The sequence below is a fragment of the Bradyrhizobium sp. SK17 genome, assembly GCF_002831585.1.
Taxonomy (GTDB): Bacteria; Pseudomonadota; Alphaproteobacteria; order Rhizobiales; family Xanthobacteraceae; genus Bradyrhizobium.
In genome coordinates this window covers 5,791,380-5,815,168 of record NZ_CP025113.1, presented here as the reverse complement: position 1 = coordinate 5,815,168, position 23,789 = coordinate 5,791,380, and the positions used below count along the sequence as shown (strand labels likewise).

The 23,789-nt window shown below is 64.7% G+C and carries 23 protein-coding genes; 17 read left to right on the top strand and 6 right to left on the bottom strand.

Annotation, left to right across the window (positions count from 1 at the left end; translation table 11 throughout):
• Positions 1-219: 219 nt before the first annotated feature.
• Positions 220-2,688 carry a transglycosylase SLT domain-containing protein gene (locus tag CWS35_RS26905; RefSeq protein ID WP_100954744.1) on the bottom strand — a complete coding sequence of 823 codons (2,469 nt, stop codon included), beginning with the start codon at positions 2,686-2,688 and terminating at the stop codon, positions 220-222.
• A 332-nt stretch (positions 2,689-3,020) separates the two neighbouring features.
• Here CWS35_RS26905 and dapA point away from each other — a divergent pair, with 332 nt between their 5' ends.
• The 4 genes from dapA to CWS35_RS26885 all read left to right on the top strand — a co-directional run bounded on the left by dapA (position 3,021) and on the right by CWS35_RS26885 (position 5,549).
• On the top strand, positions 3,021-3,911 hold the full coding sequence (gene dapA, locus CWS35_RS26900) for a 4-hydroxy-tetrahydrodipicolinate synthase (RefSeq protein WP_024583328.1): 891 nt from the start codon (positions 3,021-3,023) through the stop codon (positions 3,909-3,911).
• Positions 3,912-3,970: 59 nt separating this feature from the next.
• Positions 3,971-4,384, top strand: coding sequence for a large conductance mechanosensitive channel protein MscL (mscL, locus tag CWS35_RS26895; RefSeq protein ID WP_024583329.1), 414 nt, complete (start codon positions 3,971-3,973; stop codon positions 4,382-4,384).
• 1 nt (position 4,385) lies between these two features.
• Positions 4,386-4,859, top strand: a complete 474-nt coding sequence (gene smpB / locus CWS35_RS26890) for an SsrA-binding protein SmpB (RefSeq protein ID WP_024583330.1) — start codon at positions 4,386-4,388, stop codon at positions 4,857-4,859.
• A gap of 108 nt (positions 4,860-4,967) precedes the next feature.
• A complete protein-coding gene (locus tag CWS35_RS26885; protein ID WP_100956685.1) occupies positions 4,968-5,549 on the top strand; it encodes a peroxiredoxin in 582 nt (193 codons plus the stop codon).
• Positions 5,550-5,783: 234 nt separating this feature from the next.
• Here CWS35_RS26885 and CWS35_RS26880 read toward each other — a convergent pair whose 3' ends face one another.
• The 3 genes from CWS35_RS26880 to CWS35_RS26870 are packed head-to-tail and all read right to left on the bottom strand — an operon-like array spanning position 5,784 to position 8,261.
• Entirely contained in the window at positions 5,784-6,959 is a 1,176-nt protein-coding gene (locus tag CWS35_RS26880; RefSeq protein ID WP_100954742.1) for a LanC-like protein, read from the bottom strand.
• Positions 6,960-6,976: 17 nt separating this feature from the next.
• Positions 6,977-7,639 carry a uracil-DNA glycosylase gene (locus CWS35_RS26875; protein ID WP_024583333.1) on the bottom strand — a complete coding sequence of 221 codons (663 nt, stop codon included), beginning with the start codon at positions 7,637-7,639 and terminating at the stop codon, positions 6,977-6,979.
• Entirely contained in the window at positions 7,620-8,261 is a 642-nt protein-coding gene (locus CWS35_RS26870; RefSeq protein ID WP_024583334.1) for an NYN domain-containing protein, read from the bottom strand. Before CWS35_RS26870 ends, CWS35_RS26875 begins: the two co-directional genes overlap by 20 nt.
• A 360-nt stretch (positions 8,262-8,621) precedes the next feature.
• On the opposite strand from CWS35_RS26870, the gene rpoZ reads away from it, so the two are divergent.
• The 11 genes from rpoZ to CWS35_RS26815 all read left to right on the top strand — a co-directional run bounded on the left by rpoZ (position 8,622) and on the right by CWS35_RS26815 (position 20,300).
• Complete coding sequence (gene rpoZ / locus CWS35_RS26865) at positions 8,622-9,014, top strand: DNA-directed RNA polymerase subunit omega (RefSeq protein WP_024512695.1); 393 nt, start codon at positions 8,622-8,624, stop codon at positions 9,012-9,014.
• Positions 9,015-9,232: 218 nt separating this feature from the next.
• The gene (locus tag CWS35_RS26860; RefSeq protein WP_024583335.1) at positions 9,233-11,524 is read left to right on the top strand and encodes a bifunctional (p)ppGpp synthetase/guanosine-3',5'-bis(diphosphate) 3'-pyrophosphohydrolase; all 2,292 of its coding nucleotides are present in this window, start codon (positions 9,233-9,235) and stop codon (positions 11,522-11,524) included.
• Positions 11,525-11,582: 58 nt separating this feature from the next.
• Positions 11,583-12,368: a pyridoxine 5'-phosphate synthase gene (locus CWS35_RS26855; protein ID WP_100954740.1), complete on the top strand. Its 786-nt coding sequence runs from the start codon at positions 11,583-11,585 to the stop codon at positions 12,366-12,368.
• On the top strand, positions 12,365-12,781 hold the full coding sequence (gene acpS / locus CWS35_RS26850) for a holo-ACP synthase (protein ID WP_024583337.1): 417 nt from the start codon (positions 12,365-12,367) through the stop codon (positions 12,779-12,781). Before CWS35_RS26855 ends, acpS begins: the two co-directional genes overlap by 4 nt.
• A gap of 282 nt (positions 12,782-13,063) precedes the next feature.
• The gene (gene lepB / locus CWS35_RS26845; RefSeq protein ID WP_024583338.1) at positions 13,064-13,825 is read left to right on the top strand and encodes a signal peptidase I; all 762 of its coding nucleotides are present in this window, start codon (positions 13,064-13,066) and stop codon (positions 13,823-13,825) included.
• On the top strand, positions 13,822-14,643 hold the full coding sequence (gene rnc, locus CWS35_RS26840) for a ribonuclease III (RefSeq protein ID WP_100954738.1): 822 nt from the start codon (positions 13,822-13,824) through the stop codon (positions 14,641-14,643). The genes lepB and rnc overlap by 4 nt, the downstream gene beginning before the upstream one ends.
• A complete protein-coding gene (era, locus tag CWS35_RS26835; RefSeq protein ID WP_024583340.1) occupies positions 14,636-15,559 on the top strand; it encodes a GTPase Era in 924 nt (307 codons plus the stop codon). Before rnc ends, era begins: the two co-directional genes overlap by 8 nt.
• Before the next feature lie 28 nt (positions 15,560-15,587).
• Positions 15,588-15,968: a hypothetical protein gene (locus tag CWS35_RS26830; protein WP_024583341.1), complete on the top strand. Its 381-nt coding sequence runs from the start codon at positions 15,588-15,590 to the stop codon at positions 15,966-15,968.
• Between the two features lie 105 nt (positions 15,969-16,073).
• Positions 16,074-16,820 carry a DNA repair protein RecO gene (gene recO, locus CWS35_RS26825; RefSeq protein WP_100954735.1) on the top strand — a complete coding sequence of 249 codons (747 nt, stop codon included), beginning with the start codon at positions 16,074-16,076 and terminating at the stop codon, positions 16,818-16,820.
• 72 nt (positions 16,821-16,892) lie between these two features.
• Positions 16,893-19,148 (top strand): DNA topoisomerase IV subunit A, encoded by a 2,256-nt coding sequence (gene parC, locus CWS35_RS26820; RefSeq protein ID WP_024583343.1) that lies wholly within the window; start codon positions 16,893-16,895, stop codon positions 19,146-19,148.
• 171 nt (positions 19,149-19,319) lie between these two features.
• Positions 19,320-20,300: a cation diffusion facilitator family transporter gene (locus CWS35_RS26815; protein WP_100954733.1), complete on the top strand. Its 981-nt coding sequence runs from the start codon at positions 19,320-19,322 to the stop codon at positions 20,298-20,300.
• A 53-nt stretch (positions 20,301-20,353) separates the two neighbouring features.
• Here CWS35_RS26815 and CWS35_RS26810 read toward each other — a convergent pair whose 3' ends face one another.
• The gene (locus tag CWS35_RS26810) at positions 20,354-21,175 is read right to left on the bottom strand and encodes a helix-turn-helix domain-containing protein (protein WP_100954731.1); all 822 of its coding nucleotides are present in this window, start codon (positions 21,173-21,175) and stop codon (positions 20,354-20,356) included.
• A gap of 78 nt (positions 21,176-21,253) precedes the next feature.
• Between CWS35_RS26810 and CWS35_RS26805 the strand changes: the two genes are divergently transcribed.
• Complete coding sequence (locus CWS35_RS26805) at positions 21,254-22,132, top strand: DMT family transporter (RefSeq protein ID WP_100954729.1); 879 nt, start codon at positions 21,254-21,256, stop codon at positions 22,130-22,132.
• Here CWS35_RS26805 and CWS35_RS26800 read toward each other — a convergent pair whose 3' ends face one another.
• Positions 22,133-22,324, bottom strand: coding sequence for a hypothetical protein (locus CWS35_RS26800; protein ID WP_100954727.1), 192 nt, complete (start codon positions 22,322-22,324; stop codon positions 22,133-22,135).
• Between the two features lie 175 nt (positions 22,325-22,499).
• Here CWS35_RS26800 and CWS35_RS26795 point away from each other — a divergent pair, with 175 nt between their 5' ends.
• Positions 22,500-23,753 carry an adenylate/guanylate cyclase domain-containing protein gene (locus CWS35_RS26795; RefSeq protein WP_100954725.1) on the top strand — a complete coding sequence of 418 codons (1,254 nt, stop codon included), beginning with the start codon at positions 22,500-22,502 and terminating at the stop codon, positions 23,751-23,753.
• Positions 23,754-23,789 lie beyond the last annotated feature (36 nt).

Genomic DNA, 23,789 nt, shown 5'->3' with positions numbered 1-23,789 from the left:
GTGGGCGCTGAGCCGCAAGCGGCAGATTCAGATTGCGACAAGGTGATTTAGTGGCAGCTCCGCCACCAGCAGAGTGCGCAGCCTCTATATAAGAGGCTGATTCCCGGTGCGGGGGTGCAAAAGTTCATGAAAATTATGCTATAACAACGGGTTAGCTCAAGATCTGGCCGCGATCAGCAATGTCCCGTCACATCTCTGTTGAAAACCGGCCGGGCCAGCTCATTCCACGCTGGCGCCGCGATGCAGGTCGGCCTCGATCTGCAACCTGCTGCCGCCGCCGAACCGGGCACGGTAGACCTGCAGGTTCTCCATGATCCGCTGGACGTAGTTCCGGGTCTCGGAGAACGGAATCAGCTCGACCCAATCGACCGCGTCGACCTTGGGATCGCGGGGATCGCCATAGCGCTCGATCCACTTCCGCACGCTGCCGCGGCCGGCATTGTAGGCGGCGAAGGTGAGGATATAGGAGCCGCGATAGTCCTCGAGCAGGCCGCCGAGTTCGGCGGCGCCCAACATCGCATTGTAGACCGGGTCGGTCTTCATCCGGTTGAGATCGAAGGTGATGCCGGCGCGCTTGGAGACATAGCGTCCGGCATCCGGCGTCACCTGCATCAGGCCATAAGCCTGCGCCGGCGACACCACGGCCGGATTGAACGCGCTCTCCTGGCGGGCGATGGCGTAGACCACGCTCTGCTCGACCTCCGGCCCGACCTGCCGGAAGGAGGGAATGCCGTTCACCGGATAGGCGTAGTGGTCGAACGGCAGGCCGCGATTGAGCGCGGCCTTGCCCATCAGCAGCATGCCGCGGGCATCGCCGTTGCGTGCGGTCAGCTCGCCGAGCCCGGCGAGAGCTTCCGGATCGCCATTGTCGCCCATGTCGCCGAAGATCGGGATCGCGAACTCGCGGGCGTCGATCTCATAAAGCAGCGCAACGGCACGGACGATTTCCAGACGGTCGGCGCCGCGGCCGCGCGGCGCGCTGTTGAGCTCGATCTGCGGCAGGCCGAGCTTGGCGCGCGCGAGCTGGCCGTAATAGCTGGTCGATTGCTCGGCCGCGCGGGCATAGGCGGCGCGTGCCTCCTGGCCCCGGCCGGCGGCTTCCGCGGCGCGGCCCTGCCAATAGCCGGCACGCGCCAGTGCGGTCGGGTTGGCGCTGCCGACGCCGATCCGCGCGAAATGCTCGGAGGCGAGGGCGGGATCGTTGAGGAAGCGCAACGCGATCCAGCCCGAGGTGAATTCCTGCTCGGTCTTGTAGATGTCGCGGGCCGGCAGTGCCGCGTCGCGCGCAATCAGATAAGCGGTGCGAAATTCGTTGTTGTCGATCATCTTGCGCGCCAGCAGCCGGCGCTCGATCCACCATTCGTCGACGTTGTAGAGGCGCGATGGATCCTTCGGCGCGCTCAGCATCAGCCGCGCGGCTTCGGCGAATTTCTCCTCGCGGCGGAGCAACTGGATCTTGGCGAACAGATAGCCGGTGTCGCCGGTGAGTTCGCTCGGCACCGCCTCGAGCAGCGCGCGCAGGTTCGAGCCCTTGCGGGTGGCGGCGATGCGCGCCTTGGCCAGCGCCACGTAACCGGAGCCGAGACGCTTGGCTGCGCGCATGCCGGCAGCCTCGTTGTCGGTGCCATAGAGCATCGCGTCCATGCGCGCCTTGTGGTCGCCCGCGGTCAGGAACGAGCCGAACATATCGAGCGCGGCGGTTTCGGTGTCCTCGCTCATGCCGTCGTTGCGCCAGGCCTCGCGGACCAGGCGTTCGGCATTGCCGCGATCACCGCGGGAGACCATCACCTTGGCGAGCGCGAGCCGGCCCTTGGCCGAGATCGGCGATTCATTCTGGAACCAGGCCCAGACCGCGGAGTCGTCGCGGCGATCGTCCCACAGCGAGGCCTCGATCCGGCGCCGCAGGAAGGTCTGTGACGGCCAGCCCGGATTGGCATCAAGGAAGGTGCGGTAGCGCTCGACCGAGGCGCCATTGTTCTCGCTGCGCAGGATCAGCCATTCGGCGAGCTTGCGCGCGACCGGGTCGGAGATCGAGGCCTCGGCTTCGGTGGCGTCGGCCGGCCGGCGCTTGCGCAGCAGCTCGACGACGCTTGCGAGCGCATCCTTGTCCGACTGCGAGGTCGACGATGTCGCTGCGATCGCCGCGGGCAGCACCGGCTTGCGCACGATCGGCGCGGCGTGCTGGCGGGTCGCCGGAACCAGCGCGGGCGCGGAAGCGCTGACCGGCGCCGGTCGCTTCGGCAGACTTCCGGTCGCGACCGGAGCCGCCGACTTCGCTGCGCCGGACTTGGTTGTCGTGCTCTTCGACGCGGTTGCTTTGGAGTCCGAGGTTTTGGAATCCGTGGTCTTGGCAGGGGTGGTCTTGGCAGGGCTGGTCTTGGCGCCCTCCGTCTTGGCCGCGCTGGATTTGGACGCGTGTGTCTTGGCCGTTTCGGCCTTGGTCTCGCTCGTCTTGGCTGCGCTGGCCTTGGTATCGTTGTGCTTGGCCGCGGTCGGCTTTGCCGTGGTCTTGGGAGAAGCCTTCGGCGTGGTCTTGGCCGCGGCGGATTTGGGAGCGGTGGGCTTGGAAGAGGTGCTGTCGGCAGCCGGCGCCGCCGCCGGAGCATCCGAGGCAGCCCATGCGTCGGCCGTCAGAGTCGCAAGGCCGACGACGAGCGCCAGGCTCGTCGCCAGTGCCGTCGATCGCAATGTACCTGCTCGGGCGGAACGAATCACGGAAGCCCTCCGTGGCCCCGAATCATCTGGTCGATCGGGCCATGGGTTCTTATTTGAGTGAAAACGTAGACAAAATACTAAGAAGCCTGCCGGTGCGGCTGTTTGCGCCAGCACCGCGGCAAAATCGCGGCTGGAACCGGCTGGGAATAGGTACGGTACGGCCCTTTCGCCGGTCGGTCAGACCCGGTATGAATTGCCTTTCATGGCGGTTTCACATGAACCGGGTTGGTCGCACGGCCGGAAGCACGCCAAAAACACGGGTCCGTCGACCTTAGCCTTTAGCCTGAAGCGTTTGGAGGAAGTCCATGGCAGCCAAGACAAAATTCCGGGGGTCATTCACTGCCTTGGTGACGCCCTTCAAGAACGGCGGCGTGGATGAGGCGGCGTTCCGCAGCCTCGTGAACTGGCAGATTTCCGAGGGCACGCACGGCCTGGTGCCGGTCGGCACGACAGGCGAAAGCCCGACGCTCAGCCATGACGAGCACAAGCGGGTGGTGGAGTGGTGCATCGAGGAGGCCAAGGGCCGGGTGCCAGTGATCGCCGGCGCGGGCTCGAACTCGACCAAGGAAGCGATCGAGCTGGCCGAGCATGCCGAGAAGGCCGGTGCGACCGCGGTGCTGGTGGTGACGCCGTACTACAACAAGCCCACCCAGGAGGGCATGTATCAGCACTTCAAGGCGATCAACGATGCGATCAACATTCCGATCATCATCTACAACATCCCGCCGCGTTCGGTGATCGACATGTCGGTCGACACCATGAAGCGGCTGTTCGAGTTGAAAAACATCGCCGGCGTGAAGGACGCGACCGCCAGCATGGTGCGGGTGTCGCAGCAGCGCGCCGCGATGGGCGAGGACTTCAACCAACTGTCGGGCGAGGATGCCACCATCATCGGCTACATGGCACACGGCGGCCATGGCTGCATCTCGGTGACCTCGAACGTCGCGCCCAGGCTGTGCTCGGAATTCCAGACCGCCTGGCAGAAGGGCGATGTCACCACCGCGTTGAAGATCCATGACAAGCTGATGCCGCTGCACACCAACCTGTTCATCGAGAGCAACCCGGCGCCGGTGAAGTATGCGATGTCGCTGCTCGGCAAGCTCGACGAGAAGCTGCGTTTGCCGATGGTGCCGGTTTCGGAGCCGACCCGCCAGGCCGTCCGCAGCGCCATGGTGCATGCCGGCCTGATCAACTGAGCCAAGACTGTACTGCCGTGCACGATGTCGTGCGCAATGTCGAACAGAAGGGGATGGGAATGCTGAAGGAATTCCGCGATTTCGCCATGAAGGGCAATGTCGTCGACCTCGCCGTCGGCGTCATCATCGGTGCGGCCTTCGGAGGCATCGTCACGTCGTTGGTCAACGACATCATCATGCCGATCGTCGGCATGCTGGGCGGCCTCGACTTCTCCAACTATTTCGTCCCGCTCTCCAAGAACGTGGTGGCCACCAACCTGGCCGACGCCAAGAAGCAAGGTGCCGTGCTGGCTTACGGCAGCTTCATCACCCTGATCGTGAATTTCGTCATCGTCGCATTCGTGCTGTTCATCGTCATCCGCACCATGAACCAGCTCAAGCGCAAGGAGGCGGCTGCGCCCGCCGAGCCGCCGAAGCCGTCCGCCGAGGTCGTGCTGCTGACGGAAATCCGCGACCTCCTCAAGAAGAGCTAAAGTGGCCGAGAAGAACGAACGCCCGATCAAGGTTGTCGCCGAAAACCGAAAGGCCCGCTTCAACTACGCCATCGAGGACACCATCGAGGCCGGCATTTCGCTGACCGGTACCGAGGTGAAATCAATCCGCAGCGGCAAGAGCACGATCGCGGAATCCTATGCGGATTCCAAGGACGGCGAGATCTGGCTGATCAATGCCAATATCCCCGAATATCTGCAGGCCAACCGCTTCAACCACGAGCCGAAGCGGCCGCGGAAGCTGCTGCTGCATCGCAAGCAGATCAACAAGCTGCTCGGTGCGGTCGACCGTGAGGGCATGACGCTCATTCCGCTGAAGCTGTACTTCAACGAGCGCGGTCGTGCCAAACTGCTGCTTGCGGTCGCCAAGGGCAAGAAGCTGCACGACAAGCGCGAGAGCGAGAAGAAGCGCGATTGGGGCCGCGAGAAGGGCCGCCTGATGCGGGCGCGGGGATAGAGTTCAAGCCGTCATTGCGAGGAGCGCAGCGACGAAGCCAGCTATCCAGTGCGCGACGCTACGGATTGCTTCGCTTCGCTCGCAATGACGCCCAGGGAGATGTCGGCCATGACCCAGAGCAGCCTCACCGACGTCGACTGGAGCAAGATTCCGGCACCTCGCGACGACGGCGGCGCGGCCCATCTGACCGGCATGACGATCCCGCCGGTCCGGCTGCGCGCGACCGACGATACGTCGGTGGTGCTGGCGGCGCTCGAGGGCCGCACCGTGGTGTTCGCCTATCCGCGAACCGGCGAGCCCGGCAAGATCGGGCTGGTCGATGATTGGGACATGATCCCGGGTGCACGCGGCTGCACGCCGCAGACCTGCGCGTTCCGCGACCTGTTCGCCGACCTCAAGGCGGCCGGTGCGGCGCAGGTGTTCGGGCTGTCGACGCAGAGCAACGACTATCAGATCGAGATGGCATCGCGCCTGCATTTGCCGTTCGCGGTGCTGTCCGACGAAGCGCTGGAACTGACGCACACGCTGAAGTTGCCGACGATGTCGGTGGCCGGCCAGACCCTGATCAAGCGGCTCGCGCTGATCATCGACGATGCGCGCATCACGCACGTGTTCTATCCGGTGTTTCCACCCGACCGGAACGCCGGCGACGTGCTGGAATGGCTGAAGGACAATCCGCGGAACGACTAGCTGGAGCAACATGAAGCCGTGGGGCGGTCGCAGGGGGGCGGCCAAAATATCGAAAACAACCCCATGCAAAGCAGCCGGCGGCGGCCGGCGTTCGACCAAGCAACTTGACACGTCGAGCAACTCAGTGATATTTTTCTATTATTCAGAATTGTCGCGGATGTTTTCAGCCCCGAAGCGGTCGCAACTGACATTTGCGAGCCCGTGCAACTGGCGCCAGGACAATCCGGTTGCTCGTTAGAACACGTCGATAGTCGGGAAGCGGGGTTCGCCGGTTAGGCAATCCCAGAGATAGACCGCCAGACCGACGTCGCCGGTCCATAACGTATAGCGGCCTCTTCCGAGTTCCGACCTTTCTTCGCGGCATTGGGCGATGGCCGTCATCGCGAACGATCGCGCCCGTTCAAGCCAAGTGGCGTCGCCGAGCCGGCGGAAGAGCTTCAGGAAGGCGTAGCCGTTGCCGCCCGTGCCGTGACAGAGGTTGGAGCCCTTGCTGAGCGGGCCGGCGTTCCAGGTAAATTCGCCGCCCTGCCGTAGCAACTCGTCCAGCTCAGGCGATTCCAAGGGCACGTCGGCAAACGTCGTGACCATGCCTGGTGCGCCGTGGCAGTGCTGGCACAGACGCGAGGTGCCGCCGGCGATGGCCGGCCAGTTGATGCCCGCGGCGGTTCGCCACGCGTTCCGTGTCAGGGTTTGCGGAACGACCGTGGTCACCAGCGCGCGCTGCTCTTCTTCCAGCCAGCTCCAGCCGCGCAGCAACGGGATCATATTCCCGGCATAACCATGCACGGGACCAAGCCAACGGTGATGATGACCGTACAGATCTTGTCGCCACAGGGGTCCCAGCTCGGTGTCTTCAAGCTCGGACAGCAGCCGCGTGGCCTGGGCGTTGAACAACGGATGCCAACGCGCCTCGCGCGTCATGTCATGCATATGGAGGCACGCCAGCATCGAGCCCGGCATGCCCCACATCAACTCACGGATCGGAAGCGAGATGTTTGCTTCGGCTCGGTCGTAGATTTGATCTGCGACGACAGCGTCGGGGCGCAGCCGCATCATGAGGAGGAGGCTGCCAAGATCGCCGAACAGGAGGGATCCGTGTGCCGAATAGTTGCGCTTTGCGAATTCAGCTCTGCTGTTCTCAATCAGGCGCGGCAGCACCGGGCCGAAATCGAAGGGTACGCTGATCGCGCCAACCTGCCTGAGATAGTCGAGCGCCCAGATCATCCCCGTCGCGCCGAAGTAAAAGCTCGCGGTTCCGTCCGGAAGGCCGTCATCTTTTGGGTGCGCCGGCCAGAAATGCACAGGATCAAGGCTGGCGAGCGCGTCAGTGACGATCTCTCCGATTGCCGCCGTCACATCCTCGGCGTCCCAGTCGATTGGCTGCAACGGAATATGTAGACTGTCCGCCATCGCGTCCCCGCGCTTCGTCAGGTCTCCAGATCCTTCCGCACGGTCGCGAAGACCTTGCGGAACATGTCGGTCGTCAACACGCCAGTGTTCGTGTTGTAGCGCGAGCAGTGGTAGCTGTCGTAGAGCTTGTAGTTGCCTGCGCTATGCACGGCACCGTGCACAAATGGCGCGGCAGCCAGGCGAAGCCCCAATGCCCTCAAAGTCGATTCGTGGGCGATGCGTCCCAGCAGGACGATCGCGCGTACGTTCGGCATCGCGGCGATCGTGGTGCTGAGGAATTGCCGGCAGGTGTTGATCTCGACCGGCAGCGGCTTGTTCTGCGGCGGCACGCAGCGCACGGCGTTGCTGATTCGACTGTCGACCAGCGTGAAACCATCGTCTGGCCGCGCCTGATAGACGCCGCTGGCGAAACCATATTCGAGCAGGGTGGCGTAGAGCAGATCGCCCGCGTAGTCGCCGGTGAACGGACGGCCGGTGCGGTTGGCACCCTGCATGCCCGGCGCGAGCCCGACGATCAACAGCCGTGCATTCGGATCGCCGAACGATTCCACCGGCGAGTTGAACCAGTCCGGATGGCGCGCGCGACTCTCGGCGCGGAAACCGGCCAACCGTGGACAGAGCTGACAGTTGCTGTCGGGGCGCGTGGCTCGAGCGACGATATTACTCGTCGAAATCGTCATCGGCTCCCCGTGGGGCCATCGTGGTCGCGCGTTGCAGGAATTGCGGGGAATGCGACGTATGGTGGCGCGGTTCGCGCGGGGCCGGGCGTTCGGACGGATCGCGGCCAAGCTTGGATTGCAGCTCGACGAGGTCGGTGAAGACGTCGGCCTGGCGGCGCAACTCGTCGGCGATCATCGGCGGCTGGCTGGCAATGGTGGAGATCACGGTGACGCGGACGCCGCGGCGCTGCACCGCCTCGACCAGCGAGCGGAAGTCGCCATCGCCGGAGAACAGGATCATCTGGTCGATGTGTTCGGCAAGCTCCATGGCATCGACAGCGAGTTCGATGTCCATGTTGCCCTTCACCTTGCGGCGGCCGCTGGCGTCGATGAATTCCTTGGTGGCCTTGGTGACCACGGTGTAGCCATTGTAGTCGAGCCAGTCGATCAGCGGACGGATCGACGAATATTCCTGATCTTCGATGATCGCCGTGTAGTAGAACGCGCGGAGCAGCGTGCCGCGGCCCTGAAATTCCTTGAGGAGGCGCTTGTAGTCGATGTCGAAGCCCAGTGTCTTTGCGGTTGCGTAAAGATTCGCTCCGTCGATGAAGAGCGCGATCTTGTTGGAAACAGGTGACGACATCAAAGTGTTCTCGCGTGGTTGTTAGTGTTCTTAGCGCAGCGGTGATCAACCGCGCGCAATTTCCTGCGTTGCTGCCTAAAGTTCGGTGAATCTTTCCCCACGACAGTCACCACCGCAATTATGGTGAGGCGAGGGCAAAAAGCCTAGACCTTTGACGTTGCAATGAAGAGATTTACTTGTCTGGGACGGCAACCTAGCCATGTCGTCAGACGCTCCGGCCGTTCTGGCCCCGGCTGACGGGGTTATCAGAGCCTGTTGGGAAGGCAAATCACAAATTTTACCTTGCGAAACCGGGTCTAGCCCTATAACTAACCCTCATAACCGACATGTTTGGACCCTTTTACCACGGAGCGCCTCGAGATGGCTCGCGTCACCGTCGAAGACTGCATTGACAAGGTCGACAATCGTTTCGACCTCGTCCTGTTGGCCGCGCATCGTGCCCGGATGATTTCGTCGGGGTCGCAACTCACGGTTGATCGCGACAATGACAAGAATCCGGTCGTCTCGCTACGGGAAATTGCCGATTCGACGATCTCGCCGGAAGACCTCCGCGAGGAACTCGTGCACTCCTTGCAGAAGTTCGTCGAGGTCGACGAGCCCGAGCCGGACACCGTGCCGCTGATCGGTTCCGCTGGTGCCAGCGTCGATGCCGACGACACCGAGGTCGCGGTTGAGCGGATGACCGAGGAAGAGCTTCTGAAGGGTCTCGAGGGCCTGGCTCCCCCGGAGGAGCAGCCCGAGGAAGACGAGTAGACCGCTCCCTCCAGATCAATCTGCCAGATCAATTTGCCAAAGGCCCGGACATCGCTCCGGGCCTTTGCTTTTGTTGACAATTTTGCAGTTACGGTGCGTCCTATGCGGGCGCGGGAAATTGAACGGTTCCAGGGCCTGCGCGGGGTGCTGCTTCATTCGAAAGCGCACTAGATTGAGGGAAGAGGGACACCGGTCCCGCGCGAAAGGCAGCGAGTTTCATGGCGTATCGACGCCGCAGTTCCATCCAGATGCAGGCTGCGTCCGAAACGGTCGCGGTGGCGCCAGCGTCGTCCACGGCGGAGCGGCCGGCCAAGCCGCGGACACGCATGATGCGACAATATGACCTTGTTGAGCGCGTCCGTTCCTATAACCCCGACACCAACGAGGACCTGCTCAACCGCGCCTATGTCTATGCGATGAAGGCGCACGGCACGCAGACACGCGCCTCCGGCGACCCCTATTTCTCGCATCCGCTCGAGGTCGCCGCGATCCTCACCAACCTCAAGCTCGACGACGCGACGATCGTGGCTGCGCTGCTGCACGACACCATCGAGGACACCGAGGCGACGCGGGCCGAGATCGACCATGTCTTCGGCCACGAGATCGGCGCGCTGGTCGAGGGCCTGACCAAGCTGAAGCGGCTCGAACTGGTGTCGCGCGAGGCCAAGCAGGCCGAGAACCTGCGCAAGCTGCTGCTGGCGATCGCCGACGACGTCCGCGTACTGCTGATCAAGCTCGCCGACCGTCTGCACAACATGCGGACCATGGAGTTCATGCCACCGGCCTCGCGCCGCCGCATCGCCGAGGAGACGCTGGACATCTATGCGCCGCTCGCCGGCCGCATGGGTATGCAGGAGATGCGCGAGGAGCTGGAGGACCTGTCGTTCTTCGTGCTCGATCCGGAAGCCTATGCCGTGGTCAAGCAGCGGCTCGACGCGCTTGCCGAGCGCAACCGCAATTTGATCGGCGAGATCGAAAGCCAGCTCTCCAAGAACTTGCAAAAGAACGGCATCACCGCCCGGGTGTTCGGCCGTCGCAAGCAGCCGTTTTCGATCTGGACCAAGATGGAGCGCAAGTCGGTCGGCTTCGAGCAACTGTCCGATATCTACGGCTTCCGCGTCATCCTCGACGATATCGGGGCCTGCTATCGTGCGCTCGGCATCGTCCACACCACCTGGCCGGTCGTGCCGGGACGCTTCAAGGACTACATCTCGACCCCGAAGCAGAACGACTATCGCTCCATCCACACCACGGTGATCGGTCCCGGCAAGCAGCGCGTCGAGTTGCAGATCCGTACCGAGGAGATGAACCAGATCGCCGAATTCGGCATCGCCGCGCATGCCTTCTACAAGGAGGGCGCCGGTTCGCCGCATGAGCGGATGAAGCACGAGTCCAACGCCTTCGCCTGGCTGCGCCACACCATCGGCATCCTGTCGGAAAGCGCCAACCCGGAAGAGTTTCTCGAGCATACCAAGCTCGAGCTGTTCCATGACCAGGTGTTCTGCTTCACCCCGAAGGGCAAGCTGATCGCGCTGCCGCGCAATGCCAATGTGATCGACTTCGCCTATGCGGTGCATACCGGCGTCGGCAACAGCGCGGTCGGCTGCAAGATCAACGGCAAGTTCGCGCCGCTGTCGTCCGAGTTGCAGAACGGCGACGAGGTCGAGGTGCTGACTTCGAAGGCGCAGTCGGCGCCGCCGTCGGCCTGGGAGGCGCTTGCCCGCACCGGCAAGGCGCGTGCCGCCATCCGCCGCGCCACCCGCGATGCCGTGCGCGATCAGTATGCGGCGCTCGGCCGCCGCATCGTCGACCGTCTGTTTGCCCGCGCCAAGATCGAATATGCCGACGACAAGCTGAAGGGCGCATTGCCGCGGCTCGCGCGCACCTCGATCGAGGAGGTGATGGCCTCGGTCGGCCGCGGCGAGATCAAGGCGTCCGACGTCGCGCGCGCGATGTATCCCGACTACAAGGAAGAGCGGTTGGTGCGCTATGGCGCCAAGAAGGGGCTGGTCGCCAAGCTGAAGACGCAGAACCCGCCGCATCCGGCGCGTGCCACCTCGGTGATCCCGGTGCGTGGCATCAATTCCGACCTGCCGGTGAAGTTCGCGCCGAACGGCGGCGCGGTGCCCGGCGATCGGATCGTCGGCATCGTCACGCCGGGCGAGGGGATCACCATCTATCCGATCCAGTCGCCGGCGCTGAAGGATTTCGAGGAGGAGCCGGAGCGCTGGCTCGACGTGCGCTGGGACATCGACGAGACGATGCCGCAGCGCTTCCCGGCGCGCATCCTGGTCCACAACGTCAACGAGCCCGGCAGCCTCGCCCAGATCGCGACCGTGATCGCCGAGCATGACGGCAACATCGACAATATCCACATGTCGCGCCAGTCGCCTGATTTCACGGAGCTGACCATCGATCTTGAGGTCTATGACCTGAAGCATCTCCTCGCTATCATCGCGCAGTTGCGTGCCAAGGCCGTCGTCGCGAAGGTCGAGCGCGTCAATGGGTGAAGCGTCATTCGCGCGGCTGCACCCGCGCGTGACAGGCTAGAATTTGCAGGTCAGAGAAATGTCAAAGGCTCCTCCGCTGCGTCTCGGTATCAATGTCGATCACGTCGCAACCCTGCGCAACGCGCGCGGCGGGGCGCGGCCCGATCCAGTGCGGCTGGCGCTTGCCGCGATCGCGGCAGGGGCCGACGGCATCACCGCGCATCTGCGCGAGGATCGCCGGCATATCCGCGACGAGGACATGGCGCGGCTCAAGGCCGAAATATCAAAGCCGCTGAATTTCGAGATGGCGGCGACCGACGACATGCTGCGGATTTCGCTCGCGACCAAGCCGCATGCGGTCTGCCTGGTGCCCGAGCGGCGCCAGGAGCTGACCACCGAGGGCGGCCTCGACGTCGTCGGCCAGCACAATGCGCTGGCGCCGTACATCGCGCGGCTCACTGATGCCGGTATCCGGGTCTCGCTGTTCATCGCCGCCGATCCCAGGCAGATCGAGATGGCCGCGAAGCTGAAGGCGCCGGTGATCGAGATCCATACCGGCGGCTGGTGCGACGCCGTGGTCGACGGTCACAAGGACAAGGCGGATGCGGAATGGAAGCGCATCGTCGATGGTGTCAGGCTCGCGCAGGCGGCCGGGCTCGAGGTCCATGCCGGCCACGGGCTCGACTACGACACCGCCGAGACGATTTCCGCGCTGCCTGAAATTCGCGAACTCAACATCGGCTATTTCATGATGGGGGAGGCGCTGTTCGTGGGTATTGCCGGGACGGTGCGCGAGATGCGGGCGGCGATGGACCGTGGCCGTGCCAAGGCCCAAGGTGCCGCTCAAGGTGCCGCTGGCGCATGATCATCGGTATCGGCTCCGACCTGATCGACATCACCCGGATCGCCAAGGTGATCGAGCGCCATGGCGAGCGATTCCTGGAACGCATCTTCACCGACGCCGAGCGCGCCAAGGCGATGCGCCGCGCCAACAACGAGAAGATGGTGGTCGCGACCTATGCCAAACGCTTCGCCGCCAAGGAAGCCTGCTCCAAGGCACTCGGCACCGGTATCCGGCGCGGGGTGTGGTGGAAGGACATGGGGGTCGTGAACCTGCCGGGAGGGCGCCCGTCGATGCAACTGACCGGCGGGGCGCTGGCCCGGCTCCAGGAACTGACGCCCGAGGGCATGCAGCCGCAGATCGATCTGTCGATCACGGACGATTGGCCGCTGGCGCAGGCCTTCGTCATAATTTCGGCGGTTGCCCCGGCCAGATGAGCCGGCGGCGCCGGAATCTGCCGGAAAACTTCAGAAAACTAAAAAATCATTGATATTTCAATGAATTGCGAAGTTTTGAGGCCGCGATTGATTGCGCCTCTGCGAACAACCGTCTAAAACGCCGCAGGCTATATCGAGCGAGACGCGGATTCCAGGTTTAGGCCGGAATTTGCCCTCAAGATCAGAATCAAGGCCATTTTCCTCACGCGAGGGCCTGATGCTTCGCGCGAAGAGAACGTTCTGTCACCGCGTGGACATCGGCCCACGGGAATTGGGAAAGCAATGAGCGTGACCACCGGGACCAAATCTGAGAGCGGCTTGGGCGAAACCATCCGCGTCGTCATCCATGCCCTCCTGATCGCGCTCGTCATCCGCACCTTCCTGTTCCAGCCGTTCAACATCCCCTCGGGGTCGATGAAGGCGACGCTGTTGGTCGGCGACTATCTGTTCGTCTCGAAATATTCCTACGGCTACAGCCACTATTCGATCCCGTTCTCGCCGAACATCTTCTCGGGCCGCATCTTCGGCTCGGAGCCGAACCGCGGCGACATCGTGGTGTTTCGCCTGCCGCGAGACGACTCCACCGACTATATCAAGCGCGTCATCGGGCTGCCGGGCGACCGGATCGAGGTCAAGAACGGGCTGCTCTACATCAATGATGAGCCGATCAAGCGCGAGCGGTTGAGCGATTTCGTCGGCGAGGACCCCTGCGGCTCGGCGGATGCCACCGCGCGCGTCAAGCGCTGGAAGGAGACGCTGCCGAACGGCGTCAGCTATGAGACGCTGGACTGCCAAGACAACAGCTACATGGACAACACCATCGTCTACACCGTTCCGCCCGGGCATTTCTTCATGATGGGCGACAACCGCGACAATTCCACCGACAGCCGCTTCCTGTCGCAGGTCGGCTACGTGCCGTTCGAGAACATCATCGGGCGGGCCCAGATGATCTTCTTCTCGATCGCCGAGGGCGAGCAGGCCTGGATGATCTGGCGTTGGCCGTTCGCAGTGCGGTGGAATCGTCTATTCTCCATCGTGCGATGAACGACGAGACTTCAGCCATCAACGATCAGGCGCCGAGCGGCGAGCCGAGCCAGACGCCAGCCGCCGAGAGCACGGCCGCGCCGAAGAAGCGGCGCAGCAAGGCAGCCAAGGCCGCCGAGGCCAAGGCTGCGATCGCCGGCACCGAGGCGCGGATCGGCTACACGTTCACCGATGCCGCGCTGCTGACCACCGCGTTCACCCATGTCTCCGCGCTGAAGCCCGCCAGCCGCAACCGTGCTGACAGCTACCAGCGGCTGGAATTCCTCGGCGACCACGTGCTCGGCCTGATCGTCTCGGACATGCTGTTTCGCTCGTTCCCGAAGGCCGACGAGGGCGAATTGTCGAAGCGGCTCGCCGACCTCGTGCGCAAGGAGAGCTGCGCCGACGTCGCCAAGTCGCTCGGGCTGCTCGACGACATCAAGCTCGGCATGGTCAAGGCGGTCGAAGGCGCGCGGCTGCGCAAGTCGGTGCTCGGCGACATCTGCGAGGCGGTGATCGGGGCGATCTTCCTCGACGGCGGCTACGAGGCCGCGCGTCAATTCGTCGAGCGCAACTGGACCGAACGCATGCACAAGCTGCGCCGGCCATTGCGCGATCCCAAGACCGTGTTGCAGGAATGGGCACAGGGCAAGGGATTGCCGACGCCGGTCTATCGCGAGGTCGAACGCACCGGCCCGCACCACGATCCACAATTCCGCGTTGCGGTTGACCTGCCTGGCCTCGCCTCCGCCGAGGGCCTTGGCGGCAACAAGCGCGCGGCCGAGAAGGCAGCAGCATCCGCGATGATCGAGCGTGAAGGCGTCGGCACCAATGACTGACGAAGCCAAAGGGCAACAGGACGCGACGCGCTGTGGCTTCGTCGCGCTGATCGGCGCCCCCAATGTCGGCAAGTCGACGCTGGTCAACGCACTGGTGGGCTCCAAGGTCACCATCGTGTCGCGCAAGGTGCAGACCACCCGCGCGCTGATCCGCGGCATCGTGATCGAAGGCAACGCGCAAATCATCCTGGTCGACACGCCCGGCATCTTCGCGCCGCGGCGCCGGCTCGACCGCGCGATGGTGTCGACCGCCTGGAGCGGCGCCCACGACGCCGATCTGGTCTGCGTGCTGCTCGACGCCAAGTCGGGGATCGACGAGGAGGCCAACGCGATCCTGGCCAAGCTCGAATCCGTCGCGCATCCGAAGATCCTGGTGCTCAACAAGGTCGACCTGGTGCAGCGCGAGAAGCTGCTGGCGCTGGCGCAGGCCGCCAACGAGCGGATGCGCTTCGAGCACACCTTCATGATCTCGGCGCTGTCAGGCGACGGCGTCGACGATTTGCGCCAGGCGCTGGCGAAAATGGTGCCGGCGGGACCGTTCCTCTATCCCGAGGACCAGATGTCGGACGCGCCGATGCGGCATCTGGCGGCCGAGATCACCCGCGAGAAGATCTACAGCCATCTGCATCAGGAATTGCCGTACCAGTCGACGGTCGAGACCGACAGCTGGACCGACCGCAAGGACAAGTCGATCCGCATCGAGCAGACGATCTATGTCGAGCGCGAGAGCCAGCGCAAGATCGTGCTCGGCAAGGGCGGCGCCACCATCAAGTCGATCGGCGCGCAGGCGCGCGTCGAGATCGCCGAGATCATGGGCGTGCCCGTGCACCTGTTCCTGTTCGTCAAGGTGCGCGAGAACTGGGGCGACGATCCCGACCGCTACAAGGAAATGGGACTGGATTTCCCCAAGGAATAAGAGCCGGCGAGTGAACGTGTCCAGAGCAATGAACGTGCCCAGAAATGTATTGTGGTTTGAGGTGCTGCTCTATCTCTCGCTGACCCTCGACGCGCTGTCGGTGGCGTTCCAGGACCGCACGCCGACCGATGTCAGGACCGATCAGGTGATCATGGGCGAGACCCTGACGGCCGGCTGCATGATCCTGCTCCTGGTGTATTTCGTGCGGCTCGCCGCGCGGCACCGCAAGAACTGGCCGCGCTGGGCGCTCGCCGCGATGCTGGTGCTGTCGGTGATCTCGCTGGTGCAGGTGATCGGCGAAAGGGGTCTGGAGATCGACAGCGCCATCGAGATCGTGTCCTGCTTCCTGACCACGGCCGGGCTGTATTACTCCTTCACCGGCGACGCGCAGGGCTGGTTCAACGCGTAAGGGAAGCGCAGGGCGGGCTAGCCGAAGGCGTAACCCGCCGCGACTGCTTGGCGATATCGGCGGATTACGCTGCGCCAATCCGCCCTACAGTGATACGTTCGCCACATGGAGTGGACCGACGAAGGCATCGTGCTGGGGGTGCGGCGGCATGGCGAAACCTCCGCCATCGTCGAGCTGCTGACGCGGGAGCACGGCCGCCATCTCGGCCTGGTGCGCGGCGGCGCCAGCTCGCGGATGCGCCCGCTGCTACAGCCCGGCAACAGCGTCACCGCGGTATGGCGGGCACGGCTCGACGAGCATCTCGGAATGTATGCGCTGGAGGGCACGCGGCTGCGTGCCGCGACGTTGCTGGCCTCGTCGCATGCGGTCTACGGCGTCACGCACCTCGGGGCATTGGCGCGGCTGCTGCCGGAGCGCGATCCGCACGACGACATCTACCAGATGCTGGAGGGGACGCTCGACGATTTCGAGGACGCCGTCGTTGCCGCCGTGCATGTGATCCGGTTCGAGCTCGCGATGCTGACCGAGCTCGGCTTCGGGCTCGACCTGGAGAATTGCGCGGCGACGGGGACGACCACCGACCTGATCTATGTGTCGCCGAAATCCGGCGGCGCGGTGTCCCGCGCGGCCGGCGAGCCGTGGCGCGACCGGCTGTTGCCGCTGCCGGCGTTCCTGCGCGAAGGCGAGGGCGGCAACAGCCTGTCGGACCAGGATCTGCTCGACGGCTTCCAGATCACCGGCCTGTTCCTGCTCCGCCACGTGCTGGAGCCGCGCGGCCAGGGGCACTCCGATGCCCGCGACGGATTTATCAACGCCGTGACAAGGCGGCGGAGCCGGTCGACGGTTCCGTAAGCCTGATTCGCAACCTAAATTCGCGGTGATTCGCGGCTTGCCCGATTCACCGCCAGGGTTTAACGCCTCCCCATGGGAAAACGACAGATACCGCCGGAAAAGCCGGCCGAAATTCACGAGGTGCCGCTGCGCGACGCGCTCGAGGAGCGCTATCTCGCCTATGCGCTCTCGACCATCATGCATCGCGCATTGCCGGACGCCCGCGACGGGCTGAAGCCGGTGCACCGGCGCATCCTCTACGGCATGGACCTGCTCGGGCTCGAACCGCGCGCGGCCTTCAAGAAATCGGCCAAGATCGTCGGCGACGTGATGGGCTCGTTCCATCCGCATGGCGACCAGGCGATCTATGACGCCATGGTGCGCCTGGCGCAGGATTTCTCCTCGCGCTACCCGCTGGTCGACGGCCAGGGCAATTTCGGCAATATCGACGGCGATAATCCGGCCGCCTACCGTTACACCGAAGCCCGCATGACCGATGTCGCGCGGCTGCTGCTCGACGGCATCGACGAGGACGGCGTTGAATTCCGCCTCAACTATGACGGCCAGTCGAAGGAGCCGGTGGTGCTGCCGGGCGGCTTCCCGAACCTACTGGCCAACGGCGCGCAGGGCATCGCGGTCGGCATGGCGACCTCGATCCCGCCGCACAACGCGGCCGAGCTCTGCGACGCCGCGCTGCACTTGATCGAGAAGCCCGACGCCAAGTCGAAGGCGCTGCTGAAATGGGTCAAGGGTCCTGATTTCCCGACCGGCGGCATCGTCGTCGATTCCAAGGAAGCGATCGTCGAGGCCTACACCACGGGGCGCGGCTCGTTCCGCACCCGCTCGCGCTGGGTCCAGGAGGAGGGCGCGCGCGGCACCTGGGTGGTCGTCGTCACCGAGATCCCGTGGCTGGTGCAGAAGTCGCGGATCGTTGAGCGGATCGCCGATCTCATCAACGAGAAGAAGCTGCCGCTGGTTGCCGACGTGCGCGACGAGTCGGCCGAGGACGTCCGGCTCGTGATCGAGCCGAAATCGCGCACCGTCGATCCGGCGCTGATGATGGAGTCGCTGTTCCGGCTCACCGAACTCGAAAGCAAGATCTCGCTGAACCTCAACGTGCTGATCAAGGGCCGCATCCCGAAAGTGGTCGGTCTTGCCGAATGTCTGCGCGAATGGCTCGACCATCTGCGCGACGTGTTGATCCGCCGCTCCAACTTCCGCAAGGGGCAGATCGAGCACCGGCTCGAAATTCTCGGCGGCCAGCTGATCGCGTTCCTGAACCTCGACAAGGTGATCAAGATCATCCGCACCGAGGACGAGCCGAAGCCGGTCCTGATGAAGACCTTCAAGCTGTCGGAGATCCAGGCCGAGGCCATCCTCAACATGCGCCTGCGCAATTTGCGCCGCCTCGAGGAGATGGAGATCCGCACCGAGGACAAGGATCTGCGCAAGGAGCTGAAGGGCATCGAGGGGCTGCTCGCCTCCGAGACCGAGCAATGGGCCAAGGTCGGCGAGCAGGTCAGCAAGGTCCGCGACATGTTCGGGCCGAAGACGCCGCTCGGCAAGCGCCGCACCACCTTCGCCGATGCGCCGGAGCACGATCTCGCCGCGATTGAGGAAGCCTTGGTCGAGCGCGAGCCGTGCACCGTCGTGATCTCCGAGAAGGGCTGGGTGCGGACGCTGAAGGGCCATGTCGAGGATCTCTCGGGGCTCACCTTCAAGACCGACGACAAGCTCGAGCACTCGTTCTTTGCCGAGACCACCTCGAAGCTGCTGCTGTTCGCCACCAACGGCAGGTTCTACTCGCTCGACGTCGCCAAGCTGCCGGGCGGCCGCGGCCATGGCGAGCCGATCCGCATGTTCATCGACCTCGAGCAGGACGCCGCGATCATCTCGCTGTTCGTCAACAAGGGCGAGCGCAAGTTCCTGGTCGCGAGCAGCGAGGGGCAGGGCTTCGTCGTCAAGGAAGAGGACTGCGTCGGCAACACCCGCAAGGGCAAGCAGGTGCTCAATGTCGAGATGCCGAACGAGGCCCGCGCGATCACGACCGTGAACGGCGATACCGTTGCGGTGATCGGCACCAACCACAAGATGGTGCTGTTCGGCCTCGACCAGGTGCCGGAGATGGCGCGCGGCCGCGGCGTGCGTCTGCAAAAGTATACCAGCTCGGAGCTGTCCGACGTCGCGGTGTTCGATGCCAAGACCGGCCTGACCTGGAAGGACTCCGCCGGTCGCGAGCACAGCATGACCATGAAGGAACTGGCCGACTGGCGCGGCAACCGCGCCGATGCCGGCCGGCTCGCCCATGGCCTGCCGAAGTCGAACAAGTTCAACCGCGGCGTGGAGTAACACTGTGGAGGGCGGGTTAGGCGCAAGCCGTAACCCGCCGTCTCGTCATGGACGGTGGATTACGCCGCTGGCTGATCCGGCCTACGGCTGCGCCTTCAAGTTGCGCGGTGTGATAGTATCCACATTTTGCCGCGCTATAACCGTCGCCGACGAACTCGGACGGCGGTTGCCATGGCGCATAATCACGATCATGACCACGACCATAGTGGTCATTCCCACGATGGACATTCCCACGGCGGCCACTCCCACGCGGGACATTCCCATGCCGGGCACAGCCATGCGCCCGCCAGTTTCGGTACCGCCTTCGCGGTCGGCGCCTCGCTCAACACCGCCTTCGTCATCGCGGAATTGATCTTCGGCTACTCCGCCAACTCGCTGGCGCTGATCTCCGACGCCGTCCATAATCTCTCCGACGTCATCGCGCTGCTCCTGGCCTGGGGTGGGGCGTGGCTCGCCGGCAGGCGCCCAACCGACACTCACACCTATGGCTATCGCCGCGCCTCGATCCTGGCGGCGCTGTTCAATGCCGGGCTGCTGTTGATCGCGGTCGGCGGCATCGCGGTCGAGGCGATCAACCGCTTCCGCGAGCCTGCCGAGGTGGCAAGCTGGACCGTGGTCTGGGTTGCGGCGCTCGGCATCCTGATCAATGGTGGCACCGCGCTCATGTTCATGCGCGGCCGCCACAGCGACCTCAATGTCCGCGGCGCCTATCTGCACATGGCGGCGGATGCCGGCGTCTCGCTCGGCGTCGTGGTTGCCGCGCTGCTCATCATGGCGACCGGCTGGCAATGGATCGATCCGGCGATCAGTCTGGTCATCGCCGTGGTCGTGCTGATCAGCGGCTGGGAACTCGCCCGCGACAGCGTCAACCTCGCGCTCGACGCGGTGCCGAAGGGGATCGATCTCAAACAGGTGAGGGATTATCTCGCCGCGCTCGAGGGCGTCACCGAGGTGCACGACCTGCACATCTGGGCGATGAGCACCAGCGAAACCGCGCTGACCGCGCATCTGGTGCGGCCCGGCGGACACGACGATATCTTCCTGCACCGCGTCTGCGCGGAGCTGTCCGAGCGCTTCAGCATTCATCACGCGACGTTGCAGGTCGAGATCAGCAGCGAGACCTGCCGGTTGGCGCCGGCCGAGATGGTGTAGCCGGGGCGCCGCCAAGTCCTCGCGAGAGCGTCAGGTCGAAATGTCGCCGGAACCTATGACCGAGGCGCTTCGATGCCGCTCGCCTCTGACCAGTCCCGAAACAGCCGCGCGGTCGCGTCGTCCATCGGAAAGAAGCTCTCGATCCGCAATTCCTGTAGCGTGACGTCCTGCGGCGTCCCCAGCGTCGCGATCGTGGTGAACAGTTGCAGGCCGACATCGCCCTTGCGAAACAGCATCGGTAGCACCGGTCCCGATGCGAAGCCCGCTGGCGGCGCCGCCAACGCCGCCGCGACGCCGTCATAGGCGAGCAGGCGCTCGAGCAATTGCGCCGTCGCGGTGGTGCCGTCACTCGCGGCGTCGGCCTCGACGCTGCGAATGAAGTAGCCGGCCACCTGGGCCCAATTGGTGAGGTAGGGCCGCAGCACGCCGGGAGCGACCAGAGCGTCGGCCAGATTGACGGGGGCGCCGGGCTCCAGCGGTCCGACCAGGAATTCCACCAGCCTCACTGCGCCAGCATTGGCGAGCAACAGATTCCAGTGCCGGTCGACCACGACCGCAGGGAACGGCTCCTGCTGCGCCAGGATGAAATCCAGCGCGTGGCGGATCTGGGCGAGCTCCGGCGCGGCAAGGTCGGTTTGCCGCCACACCGGCGCGAAGCCGGCCGCGACCAGCAGCGCGTTCTGCTGGCGCAACGGCACCTCGAGCGCCGCGGCGAGTCGGATCACCATGTCGCGGCTTGGTGCGGCACGTCCGAGTTCGAGGAAGCTGAGATGGCGCTGGGAGATATCGGCGCGCCCGGCGAGCTCGAGCTGCGAGTGGCCTTTTCGCTTCCGCCATTCGCGCAAGCTGGCGGCAAAATCGTGCTGCTGCGACATGAGTACCTGTGAAGTAGTTGCCGGAACGATCTCCCCGGGCAAGATGCCACAAGCCAGTTCGAAGCGCATGAGGGCCGGATGGGCGAGTGGATCGGCGTTGCGATAGCCTTGGTCTCGAGCTGTCTCGGCGGCACGGCGGCGGCGATCACGCGTTACCTGGCAGGCAATGCCGATCCGGTCACGCTCGCCATCCTGCGCTGGGCGATCGGCTTTCTGTGCGTGCTTCCCGCCGCGGTCCTGCTCGGCGCGAAGTGGCCGCGGCGCGAGGATTGGCTTGCGGTGGCCGCGCTTGGCATCGCCTTCTTCGGCGTCTTCTTCGTGCTCTATAATATCGCGATGACCTACACCACGGCGGCCCGCGCCAGTCTTGCGCTGGCGACGCTGCCGCTCTCCACCATGGTGGTCGGCGCCGTGCTCGGCATCGAGCCGTTGACGATGCGGAAATCGATCGGGGTCTCGATCGCGGTGCTCGGGGTGGCGGCTGCGCTGGCTTCCGGGCTGTCGGCGGCGCCGGCGGGGGCGTGGCGCGGTGAACTGATCATGGCGGCCGCGGTGCTCTGCATGGCGTTCTACAACGTGCTGTCGCGGCCATTGATCCGCCGTTCCAGCGCGCTCGGCTTCCTCGCCGTGGGCATGGGCGCGGGTGCGGCTGCGCTTGCGGCGGTGGGCATGTGCACGGGGAGCCTGGCGACGCTGCGCGACTTCGGCACGCCGCAATGGATCGCGGGGCTCTATCTCGGGATAGCCGGCGGCGCGCTCGCCTTCATCCTGTGGGTGCTCGCGCTGGAGCGGGCGTCGCCGACCCGTGTCGCCAACACCATGACGGTCAATCCGATCGCCGCCGGGCTGCTGGCGAGGCAGTTGGTCGGGGAGCCGATCACCGCCAATCTGGTCGTCGGCCTGATCGCGGTGTTCGCCGGGATCTGGATCGCGACGTCGGAGCGCAAATCGGCCTGATCAGCTACGCGGGGCGGATGGTGCGGTCACCGACGGGGCAGGCAGGTGCTTCGGCCTCAGCGTGCCGGCGTAGAACGACAGGGCGAACACCAGGATGAGGCCGCCAAGATAGACCCCGTAGGATTGTGGCGGCGTGATCGCCCATTGCATCAGGCGTCGGATCGGGCTTGGCTGACCGGGGTCGTTGTCCATGCGCTGTTGTGCGCGATGGCTGAGCCAAAGGAAAGCGGAATTGCAGCCATCCGGCCGCGCTGTTCCGCGCGAAATGGTGAGGCGGAGCAGCCCTTGCAATGCCGCGTTGGCGTCCGCATCTGTCACGCGACGACAAGCCCTTCCTCCCGCACCGATTGCCCGGCATAATCAGCTGATGGAACTGACGCCCCGCTTGCGCCTCATGAATTGGCTGGTCCGCCAGGGCCTGACTGGCCTGCCGGAAAACGACCTGCTGCGCGGCTTCTGCGAGCGCTGCCGGGCCGCCGGCATGCCGCTGTCGCGGGCGATCGTGTTCATCGATACCCTGCATCCGATTTTCGAGGGGCGTGGCTTCCGCTGGAACGACGGCGTGAGCAACGAGGCCGACATCTTCGAGTACGGCTCGACCAGCACCGGCGAGGCCAGCCAGACCTGGCGGAGGTCGGCGTTCCATCACATGCTCGAAAACGGCCATGACGAGATGGTGATCGACCTCAACGGCTCGCACGATTTTTCGATGATCGGCGAACTCGCCGAGAAGGGTCACAAGCATTTCGCCGCTTTCGTGCACCGCTTCGGCGAGGCCGGCACGATCGGCGAGATGGACTGTTTCTATTCCTACTACACCACCCGTCACTCGGACGGCTTCGGCGAGAGCCATATGGCTGCGCTGCGCGACCTGGTGCCGGTGCTCGGGCTCGCGATCAAATCGGCCGCGCAGGTCGAGATCGCCCGCACGCTCGGGCGGGTCTATCTCGGCCGCGAGACCGCGGAGCAGGTGCTGCGCGGACGGATGCAGCGCGGCATCACCGAGAAGATCAAGGCCGTGCTGTGGTACTCCGACGTGCGTGGCTCGACCGCGATCAGCGAGCGCATCGGCCCGGACGAGATCATTCCGTTCCTCAACGACTATGCGCAGGCCTCGATCGACGCGATCCACGATGCCGGCGGCGAGGTGCTGAAGCTGATCGGCGACGGCGTGCTGGCGATGTTCACCGGCGAAAACCTGGCCGGCGCCAAGCGCGCGGCGCTGCGGGCCGAACACACCTTCCGCAACAACATGGACGCCTTGAACACCCGCCGTGCCACCGACGGACAGCCGACCACCTCGGCCTATGTCGGGCTCCATGTCGGCGAGGTGTTTTACGGTAATATCGGAAGCCAGGACCGGCTGGATTTCACGGTGGTCGGGCCTGCCGTCAACGAAGTCAGCCGGATCGCCTCGATGTGCGCCTCGGTCGATCGCGACCTGCTGACCTCGACCGCGTTTCGCGCCGGGCTCGATGCCGCCGGCCGCAACTATCTGGTCTCGACCGGCCGCTTCGTGTTGCGCGGCATCGGCCATGCGCAGGACCTCTACACGCTGGATCCGGCGGTTGCCGCCGACGAGGTCGTCGGCGGCAAGTATGAGCGCTATCTGGCGAGCTAGGGTGACAGGCAGGGCTTGATGCCATGGCTCTGTTGC

Bases quoted from the DNA above. Each gene is read 5' to 3' on its own strand.
- dapA (WP_024583328.1), top strand. From the start codon at position 3,021: ATGGCAGCCAAGACAAAATTCCGGGGGTCATTCACTGCCTTGGTGACG.
- mscL (WP_024583329.1), top strand. From the start codon at position 3,971: ATGCTGAAGGAATTCCGCGATTTCGCCATGAAGGGCAATGTCGTCGAC.
- CWS35_RS26885 (WP_100956685.1), top strand. From the start codon at position 4,968: ATGACCCAGAGCAGCCTCACCGACGTCGACTGGAGCAAGATTCCGGCA.
- CWS35_RS26880 (WP_100954742.1), bottom strand. From the start codon at position 6,959: ATGGCGGACAGTCTACATATTCCGTTGCAGCCAATCGACTGGGACGCC.
- CWS35_RS26875 (WP_024583333.1), bottom strand. From the start codon at position 7,639: ATGACGATTTCGACGAGTAATATCGTCGCTCGAGCCACGCGCCCCGAC.
- CWS35_RS26870 (WP_024583334.1), bottom strand. From the start codon at position 8,261: ATGTCGTCACCTGTTTCCAACAAGATCGCGCTCTTCATCGACGGAGCG.
- rpoZ (WP_024512695.1), top strand. From the start codon at position 8,622: ATGGCTCGCGTCACCGTCGAAGACTGCATTGACAAGGTCGACAATCGT.
- CWS35_RS26860 (WP_024583335.1), top strand. From the start codon at position 9,233: ATGGCGTATCGACGCCGCAGTTCCATCCAGATGCAGGCTGCGTCCGAA.
- CWS35_RS26855 (WP_100954740.1), top strand. From the start codon at position 11,583: ATGTCAAAGGCTCCTCCGCTGCGTCTCGGTATCAATGTCGATCACGTC.
- acpS (WP_024583337.1), top strand. From the start codon at position 12,365: ATGATCATCGGTATCGGCTCCGACCTGATCGACATCACCCGGATCGCC.
- lepB (WP_024583338.1), top strand. From the start codon at position 13,064: ATGAGCGTGACCACCGGGACCAAATCTGAGAGCGGCTTGGGCGAAACC.
- rnc (WP_100954738.1), top strand. From the start codon at position 13,822: ATGAACGACGAGACTTCAGCCATCAACGATCAGGCGCCGAGCGGCGAG.
- era (WP_024583340.1), top strand. From the start codon at position 14,636: ATGACTGACGAAGCCAAAGGGCAACAGGACGCGACGCGCTGTGGCTTC.
- CWS35_RS26830 (WP_024583341.1), top strand. From the start codon at position 15,588: ATGAACGTGCCCAGAAATGTATTGTGGTTTGAGGTGCTGCTCTATCTC.
- recO (WP_100954735.1), top strand. From the start codon at position 16,074: ATGGAGTGGACCGACGAAGGCATCGTGCTGGGGGTGCGGCGGCATGGC.
- parC (WP_024583343.1), top strand. From the start codon at position 16,893: ATGGGAAAACGACAGATACCGCCGGAAAAGCCGGCCGAAATTCACGAG.
- CWS35_RS26815 (WP_100954733.1), top strand. From the start codon at position 19,320: ATGGCGCATAATCACGATCATGACCACGACCATAGTGGTCATTCCCAC.
- CWS35_RS26810 (WP_100954731.1), bottom strand. From the start codon at position 21,175: ATGTCGCAGCAGCACGATTTTGCCGCCAGCTTGCGCGAATGGCGGAAG.
- CWS35_RS26805 (WP_100954729.1), top strand. From the start codon at position 21,254: ATGGGCGAGTGGATCGGCGTTGCGATAGCCTTGGTCTCGAGCTGTCTC.
- CWS35_RS26800 (WP_100954727.1), bottom strand. From the start codon at position 22,324: ATGGACAACGACCCCGGTCAGCCAAGCCCGATCCGACGCCTGATGCAA.
- CWS35_RS26795 (WP_100954725.1), top strand. From the start codon at position 22,500: ATGGAACTGACGCCCCGCTTGCGCCTCATGAATTGGCTGGTCCGCCAG.